This is a genomic window from Micrococcus sp. MS-ASIII-49, from assembly GCF_000946635.1.
GTDB lineage: Bacteria > Actinomycetota > Actinomycetes > Actinomycetales > Micrococcaceae > Micrococcus > Micrococcus luteus.
This window is the reverse complement of record NZ_JXSP01000082.1, coordinates 1-7,874: the sequence shown is the minus strand read 5'-3', so window position 1 is coordinate 7,874 and position 7,874 is coordinate 1. Positions and strand designations below refer to the sequence as shown.

Sequence of the window (7,874 nt, the reverse complement as noted above, 5' to 3'; positions counted from 1 at the left end):
GGAATCATCTGGCTCACGCCCCCTGGCGACGTCTCCCGACCGTGCCGTCCCTTCCCGTCGCCGCCCGGGCTCACCCTCTCTCTTGCATACCCCTGGGGGTATACCCTACGCTCGTTCTCGACATACCCCAGGGGGTATCGGATGGACATCGAGACCCCCCGACCCGGAGGAGAACCATGCTGCTCGAGCGCATCTACGACGAGGACCTCGCCCAGGCCAGCTACGTGATCGGCTGCCAGGCGAAGAACGAGGCGATGGTGGTGGACCCCCGCCGCGACATCCAGGTGTACCTGGACCTGGCCGCCAAGAACGGCATGACCATCACCCACGTGACCGAGACCCACATCCACGCGGACTACCTCTCCGGCACCCGCGAGCTGGCCCACGCCACCGGCGCCCAGATCCACCTGTCCGGCGAGGGCGGCGAGGACTGGGCCTACGGCTTCGAGGGCAACCTCCTCAAGGACGGCGACACGGTGACGCTCGGCAACATCACCGTCGAGGCCGTGCACACCCCGGGCCACACCCCCGAGCACCTGTCCTTCCTCGTCACCGACGGCGCCTTCGCGGACGCCCCGGGCTACATGCTCACCGGCGACTTCGTGTTCTCCGGCGACCTCGGCCGCCCGGACCTGCTGGACGAGGCCGCCGGCGGCGTCGACACCCGCTTCGAGGGCGCCCAGCAGCTCTTCGCCTCCCTCAAGGCGAAGTTCCTGACCCTCCCGGACCACGTGCAGGTGTTCCCGGCCCACGGCGCCGGCTCCGCCTGCGGCAAGGCACTCGGCGCGCTGCCCTCCACCACGGTCGGCTACGAGCGCAAGTACGCGTGGTGGTCCGACTACCTGAAGAACGACGACGAGCAGGGCTTCATCGACGAGCTGCTCGACGGCCAGCCCGACGCCCACGCCTACTTCGCCCGCATGAAGCGCCAGAACAAGCAGGGGCCAGCCATCCTGGGCGAGCTGCCCGAGCTCGAGGAGCTGGACGCCGGGGGCGTGCAGGCGACGCTCGCCGAGGGCGCCGTGTTCGCGGACACCCGCGGTGTGGACGAGATCCTCGCCGGCACCGTGCCGGGCGCGCTGGCCTTTCCGTCCCGCGGCAAGGTCGCCACGCACGCCGGCTGGGCCTACGACCCGGAGAGCGACGACGCCGCCCTCGTCCTGCTCGCCGAGGACCGCGAGGACGCGCACACGATGCGCGACCACATGATCCGCGTGGGCGTCGACGCCGCCGCCGCGTTCACCACCTCCGTGGACGGCCTCACGTTGGAGCCGGTGCCCACCGTGCAGGCCGACGAGCTGCGGTCCCGCATCGAGGCCGGCGAGGTCGGCGCGGAGCAGGACACCGTGCTGGTGGACGTGCGCAACAAGACCGAGTTCTCCCACGGCACCGTGGCGGACGCCCGGCAGCTGAACGCCGGCAAGGTGCTCTTCCACCAGGAGGAGCTGCCGAAGGACAAGACCCTGGTGACCTTCTGCCAGTCCGGCCTGCGCAACATCGTGGCCGCCCAGGCGCTGCGCCGCGCCGGGTTCGACGTGATCGAGCTCGAGGGCAGCTACGCCGCCTGGCAGCAGTCCTGACACACCCCCAGACCAACCCCGAGGAGCCCCTCCCATGAGCGTCACCCTGTCCCCCGTCGCCCCGCGCGACCTGAAGGCCGAGCTGGCCGCCCGCCCCGACGCCGTCGTGCTGGACGTGCGCACCCCCGGCGAGTTCGAGACCGAGCACATCGCCGGCTCCTACAACGTGCCGCTGGACCTGCTCCAGGAGCACGCGGACGAGGTCGCCGCCCGCCTGGACGGCACCGCGGTGCTCGTCTGCCAGTCCGGCAGCCGGGCCGGCACCGCCCAGGACCGTCTGGCCCAGGCCGGCTTCACCTCCGCGCGCGTCCTGCAGGGCGGCATCTCCGCCTACGCCGAGGCCGGCGGCGAGGTCGTCCGCAGCGGCAACCGCTGGTCCATGGACCGTCAGGTCCGCATGACCGCCGGGTCCATCGCGCTGGTCGGGGCCGTGGCCTCCCAGGTCGGCTCGACGCGGTTCGGCCTCATCCCCGCCGCGATCGGCGCGGGCCTGTCCTTCTCCGCCGTGTCCAACACGTGCGCCATGGCGTCCGTGCTGGCCAAGATGCCGTGGAACCGCCCCGCGCAGGAGCGCTCCGCGGGCGACGTGATCGGCCGCATCCCCACCGGCGCGGGGAAGCGGAGCTGACCCGTGATGTGGATCGTCCTCGCCCTGGCCCTCGTGGTCGGCCTGCTGCTCGGCCTCATGGGTGGCGGCGGGTCGATCCTGATGGTGCCCCTGCTGACGTACGTGGCCGGCCTCGAGCCGAAGCAGGCCATCGCGGGCTCCCTGTTCGTGGTGGGTGTGACCTCGCTGGTCTCAGTGCTGCTGCACTCGCGGCACGGCACCGTCCGGTGGCGCACCGGCCTGATCTTCGGCGCGGCCTCGATGGTGGGTGCCCTCCTGGGCGGCGTCGTCGGCGGCTTCCTGCCGGGGACCCTGCTGCTGATCGCCTTCGCGGTGATGATGCTCTTCACGGCGTGGGCCATGATCCGGCCCAAGAAGACGCAGCCGGCGGCCGCCCCCTCAGTGGAGGCCTCGGCTGACGTCGAGCCCCGCCGCCACCCGCTCGGGAAGATCCTGCTGGAGGGCGTCGTCGTCGGCTTCGTCACGGGCATCGTCGGCGCCGGCGGCGGGTTCCTCGTGGTCCCTGCGCTGGTCCTGCTCGGCGGCCTGCCGATGTCCGCTGCGGTGGGCACGTCCCTGCTGGTGATCGCCATGAAGTCCTTCGCGGGCCTCGGCGGCTACCTGACCAGCGTGACGCTGCCGTGGGACCTGCTGCTGTGGGTCACCGGTGTGGCCGTGGTCGGTGCGCTGATCGGCGTTCCGCTCATGAAGCGGGTCCCGGAGAAGGCGCTGAAGAAGGGCTTCGGCTGGTTCGTGCTGGCCATGGGCCTGGTGATCCTCGTCCGGGAGCTCATCGGTCTCCTCGTGTGACATCCGGCGACGTCGCCGGATACCCCTGGGGATATGATTCCCCTCCCCGCCACCGTGACAAAGGAGGTCGCCGTGCGCACCGCCGACGCCGAGACCCAGCGCAAGATCCTCAACCGCCTCAAGCGGGCCCGCGGCCAGCTGGACGCCGTCATCCGCGAGGTCGAGGGCGAGGGTCGCTGCAAGGACGTGGTCACGCAGCTCTCCGCCGTCTCCACCGCGCTGGATCGCGCCGGCTTCGCGGTCGTCTCATCCGCCATGCAGTATTGCCTCGCCGACCCCGAGAAGGCGGAGGACGAGGAGAAGCTCACCGTCGCCGAGCTCGAGAAGCTCTTCATGACCCTGGCCTGACCGGCCACCCCGAAGCCCCCTCGCCGAAAGGATCCCTCATGTGCCGTCCGGCGCGCTGACCCGTCTGCCGCAGGGCCACCTGGGCCGGATGCGGCCGGCACGTCGAGTCCCTCAAGGCCGTCGTCCCCGCGGCGCAGTGGTGCGATGGCCGTCACCCTGATGCCGAGCGCGACGCAGCCCGCGCGGGCCGTGCCGGGGCCGCAAGGTTCTTCGCGAGGCTCTTCGGGCGCTGAGCCAGGCGTTCCGGGGGCGTGAGCCAGATGTTCGTGCTGTTCTGAGGGACCCTCAGCCGCGGAAACGTCTGGCTCACGCCCCCCGTCTGGCGTCGCTCAGTCCTCGTACGGGTCCGCCAGCGGGTGGTTCGGCAGCCGGCTGTCCGGGGTGCGCCCGCGGCGTCCGACGACGACGGCTGCTGCCCGACCTCCTCGCCCGCGGCTGGGGCACAATGAGCCCGGCCCCCTTCGGCCCACCTCACTGCAGCCCACGCGGCCGCGCGCCCATCCCGACTCCCTGGGAGCCCCATGCTCTGGACCCTGCTCCGCCGTCACGGCCGGCGCTATCGCGGCGACGTCGCGGCCGTCGTCGTGCTGCAGCTGATCAGCACGCTGGCCATGCTGTACCTGCCCAGCCTCAATGCCCGCATCATCGACGAGGGCGTGGCCCGCGGCGACACCGCCCGCATCTGGGACATCGGCCTCGTGATGCTCGGCGTGGCGTTGGTGCAGGTGGTCGCCGCGATCGCCGCCGTGTGGTTCGGCGCGAAGGCCTCGATGGGCGTCGGCCGGGACCTGCGCCGCGCCGTCTACACCCGCGTGGACGCGTTCTCCGCGGAGGAGCTCGGCCGCTTCGGCGCCGCGACCCTCATCACCCGCGGCACCAACGACGTCAACCAGGTCCAGATGCTCACCCTCATGGCCCTGAACTTCATGGTGGCCGTGCCGATCATGGCGGTCGGCGGCATCGTCATGGCCATCCGCGAGGACCCGGGTCTGTCCTGGCTGGTGTGGGTCTCCGTGCCGGTGCTGCTGGTGATCGTGGCGTGGATCGTCGCGCGTCTCATGCCGCTGTTCCAGCAGATGCAGGACAACATCGACGACGTCAACGGCGTGCTGCGCGAGCAGATCCAGGGCATCCGCGTGGTCCGCGCGTTCGTGCGCGAGCGCCACGAGACGCGCCGGTTCACGGACGCCAACGCCGCCCTGACGGAGACGTCCGTGCGGATCGGTCGGCTGTTCGTGCTGCTCGGCCCGGTCATCACGATGATCCTGCACCTGGCCACCGCCGCCGTCCTGTGGTTCGGCGGCCAGCGCGTGGACGCGGGGCTCGTGCAGGTCGGCGCGCTCACCGCGTTCATGCAGTACCTGCTGCAGATCCTCATGGCGGTGATGATGGGCACCTTCATGATGATGATGCTCCCGCGCGCCGTGATCTCCGCGCGCCGCATCGGCGAGGTCCTGGACACCGTCCCCACGCTCGGCGAGCCGGTCCGCCCGGTGACCCCCGAACGTCGCGACGGCGCCGTGGAGCTGCGCCACGTCACCTTCCAGTACCCCGGCGCCGAGGCGCCGGTGCTCGACGACGTCAGCTTCGTCGTCGCCCCCGGCACCACGACGGCGATCATCGGCTCGACCGGCTCCGGCAAGTCCACGCTGATCAGTCTGCTGCCGCGGCTGTACGACGCGACGTCCGGCGAGGTGCTCGTGGACGGCGTGCCGGTGACCGACCTGGCCCGGGCCGAGCTGACCGAGGCCGTGGCCCTCGTGCCGCAGAAGCCGTACCTGTTCTCCGGCACCGTGCGGGAGAACATGCAGTTCGGGGCCCCGGACGCCTCGGACGAGCGCATCTGGGCGGCCCTCGAGACGGCCCAGGCCGCCGACTTCGTGCGCGCCCGCACCACCGGCAAGGGAGAGGCGGCGGCTTCCGGTCTGGACTCGCGGCTGTCTCAGGGCGGCACGGACGTCTCGGGCGGCCAGCGCCAGCGCCTGTCCATCGCGCGTGCCCTCGTGGCCGAGCCGCGGATCCTCGTGTTCGACGACTCGTTCTCCGCCCTGGACGTCACCACCGACGCGCGGCTGCGGGCGGCGCTCGACCGCGCGGCGGCCGGGGTGACCCGGATCGTCGTCGCCCAGCGGGTGGCCACCATCACCGACGCCGACCAGATCATCGTGCTGGACGAGGGCCGCGTGGTCGGCCGCGGCACCCACGCCGAGCTGCTGGCGGACAACCAGACCTACCGGGAGATCGTGGACTCCCAGCTGACCGCGGAGGACGTGGCATGAGCGAGCACCTGACGGACGAGGAGATCCTCGAGATCCAGGAGCAGGGCGCCACCGACGACTGGGGCGGCGGGCCGGCCCGCAAGGCCAAGGCGTTCTGGCCGTCCGCGAAGCGGCTCATGAGCCTGTTCCGCACGGAGAAGCTGGGCCTGGTGGTGGTCGCGCTGATGGTGCTGGTCGCCGTCGTGCTCAACGTGTGGGCCCCGCACGTCCTGGGCCGGGCGATGGACGTGATCTTCGGCGGCGTGGTCTCCGCGCAGATGCCCGGCGGGCTGAGCCGCGAGCAGGTCATCGACGGGCTGCGCGCCCAGGGCGAGGACCAGGCCGCAGAGATGCTCTCCGGCATGGCGTTCACGCCGGGCGAGGGGATCGACTTCACGGAGCTGGGCCGGCTGATCCTCATCGTCCTGGGCATGTACCTGGTGGCGCAGACCTTCATGTGGCTGCAGGGCCGCGTGCTCAATGACATCGTCATGCGCATCGTCTTCCGCCTGCGCGAGGAGATCGAGGCCAAGATCAACCGGCTGCCGCTGAGTTACTTCGACCGCGGGCAGCGCGGCGACCTGCTCTCCCGCGCCACCAACGACGTGGACAACGTCCAGCAGGCCCTCCAGCAGGCGTTCGCCTCGCTCGTGTACTCGGTGCTGACCGTGATCGGCATCGTCGGCATGATGTTCTGGCTGTCCTGGCAGCTCGCGCTCATCGCCCTGGTCGCCCTGCCGGTGGCCGGTGTGGTGGTGGGCGTGATCGGCAAGAAGTCCCAGGCGCTCTTCTCCGCGCAGTGGCGGGAGACGGGCCGGCTCAACGGGCACATCGAGGAGTCGTTCACGGGGCACGAGCTGGTGACCGTGTTCGGCCGTCAGCGGGACATGGCCGCGCGCTTCGACGAGCGCAACGAGGAGCTGTACGAGGCCGCGTTCACGGCGCAGTTCTACTCGGGGATGATCATGCCGATCATGCAGTGGGTGAACTGGCTGGGCTACGTGGGCATCGCGGTGGTCGGCGGCCTGCGCGTGGCCAACGGGCAGATGACCCTCGGCGCCGTGACCGCGTTCATCCAGTACTCGCGCGAGTTCAACCAGCCGCTTGGGCAGATCGCCGGCATGTCCAACATGCTGATCTCCGGCGTGGCGTCGGCCGAGCGCATCTTCGAGCTCCTCGACGAGCCGGAGGAGACCCCCGACGGCACCCCCGCCCGCGCTTTCGTTCGGGAAACGGCGCCCTCCGAGAGCGCTTTCGTTCGGGAAACGGCGCCCTCCGCCATCCCCGGGCCCGACGGCGTCGCCCACCTCCCGCGCCCGCTGCGCGGTCGCGTGGAGTTCGAGCATGTGCGCTTCTCCTACACGCCGGAGAAGCCGCTCATCACGGACCTGAACTTCGTGGCGGAGCCGGGGCAGACGGTCGCGATCGTCGGGCCGACCGGTGCCGGCAAGACCACCCTGGTCAACCTGATCATGCGGTTCTACGAGGTGGACGGCGGGCGGATCCTGCTGGACGGCGTGGACACCCGCACGGTCAGCCGCGGCGAGCTGCGCGCCGCCACCGGCATGGTGCTCCAGGACGCCGTGCTCTTCGGCGGGACCATCCGGGAGAACATCCGCTACGGCCGACTCGACGCCACGGACGAGGAGGTCGTCGCGGCGGCGAAGGCCACCTACGTGGACCGTTTCGTGCACACCCTGCCCGACGGCTACGACACCGTGATCGAGCAGGACGCCGCCAACGTGTCCGCGGGCGAGCGGCAGCTCATCACCATCGCCCGTGCGTTCCTGGCCCAGCCCTCGCTCCTGATCCTGGACGAGGCCACCTCCTCCGTGGACACCCGCACCGAGGTGCTGGTCCAGGGCGCGATGGCGGCGCTGCGCTCGGACCGCACGAGCTTCGTGATCGCCCACCGCCTCTCCACCATCCGGGACGCGGACGTCATCCTCGTGATGGAGGACGGCGACATCGTGGAGCAGGGCTCGCACGATCAGCTGCTGGCCGCTCGCGGCGCGTACTTCCGGCTGTACAGGAGCCAGTTCCAGGGCGGGGAACAGGCGGAGGAGCAGGACGACGACGGCGCGCCCGCCGCGCGCGAGGACGCCCGCTGAGGCCGGGGCTGGATGGCGCCGGCGCCCAGCCACTGGCCGCTGGCGTCGCTGCGACACGGGACCACCCGATGACCTTCTCGATCCAGGTGCCGGTGAGTTTCACGAGCCCGCACCTCTCCGGAGCCGGAGGTGTACGGGGCTAGGGCGTGTCTGAGAATAG

Annotated in this window: 6 protein-coding genes; all 6 read left to right on the top strand. The window is 71.1% G+C overall.

The window, feature by feature from the left end; genetic code table 11:
* The first annotated feature begins 176 nt into the window (after nucleotides 1–176).
* Nucleotides 177–1,580, top strand: a complete 1,404-nt coding sequence (locus SJ20_RS06135) for an MBL fold metallo-hydrolase (protein WP_036384546.1) — start codon at nucleotides 177–179, stop codon at nucleotides 1,578–1,580.
* 34 nt (nucleotides 1,581–1,614) lie between these two features.
* The gene (locus SJ20_RS06130) at nucleotides 1,615–2,208 is read left to right on the top strand and encodes a rhodanese-like domain-containing protein (RefSeq protein ID WP_044659304.1); all 594 of its coding nucleotides are present in this window, start codon (nucleotides 1,615–1,617) and stop codon (nucleotides 2,206–2,208) included.
* A gap of 6 nt (nucleotides 2,209–2,214) precedes the next feature.
* On the top strand, nucleotides 2,215–2,997 hold the full coding sequence (locus SJ20_RS06125) for a sulfite exporter TauE/SafE family protein (RefSeq protein ID WP_080696032.1): 783 nt from the start codon (nucleotides 2,215–2,217) through the stop codon (nucleotides 2,995–2,997).
* 72 nt (nucleotides 2,998–3,069) lie between these two features.
* Nucleotides 3,070–3,345 carry a metal-sensitive transcriptional regulator gene (locus SJ20_RS06120; protein ID WP_044659303.1) on the top strand — a complete coding sequence of 92 codons (276 nt, stop codon included), beginning with the start codon at nucleotides 3,070–3,072 and terminating at the stop codon, nucleotides 3,343–3,345.
* 521 nt (nucleotides 3,346–3,866) lie between these two features.
* The gene (locus tag SJ20_RS06115; protein WP_044659302.1) at nucleotides 3,867–5,624 is read left to right on the top strand and encodes an ABC transporter ATP-binding protein; all 1,758 of its coding nucleotides are present in this window, start codon (nucleotides 3,867–3,869) and stop codon (nucleotides 5,622–5,624) included.
* Nucleotides 5,621–7,714: an ABC transporter ATP-binding protein gene (locus tag SJ20_RS06110; RefSeq protein ID WP_044659301.1), complete on the top strand. Its 2,094-nt coding sequence runs from the start codon at nucleotides 5,621–5,623 to the stop codon at nucleotides 7,712–7,714. The genes SJ20_RS06115 and SJ20_RS06110 overlap by 4 nt, the downstream gene beginning before the upstream one ends.
* Nucleotides 7,715–7,874 lie beyond the last annotated feature (160 nt).

Bases quoted from the DNA above. Each gene is read 5' to 3' on its own strand.
- SJ20_RS06135 (WP_036384546.1), top strand. From the start codon at position 177: ATGCTGCTCGAGCGCATCTACGACGAGGACCTCGCCCAGGCCAGCTAC.
- SJ20_RS06130 (WP_044659304.1), top strand. From the start codon at position 1,615: ATGAGCGTCACCCTGTCCCCCGTCGCCCCGCGCGACCTGAAGGCCGAG.
- SJ20_RS06125 (WP_080696032.1), top strand. From the start codon at position 2,215: ATGTGGATCGTCCTCGCCCTGGCCCTCGTGGTCGGCCTGCTGCTCGGC.
- SJ20_RS06115 (WP_044659302.1), top strand. From the start codon at position 3,867: ATGCTCTGGACCCTGCTCCGCCGTCACGGCCGGCGCTATCGCGGCGAC.
- SJ20_RS06110 (WP_044659301.1), top strand. From the start codon at position 5,621: ATGAGCGAGCACCTGACGGACGAGGAGATCCTCGAGATCCAGGAGCAG.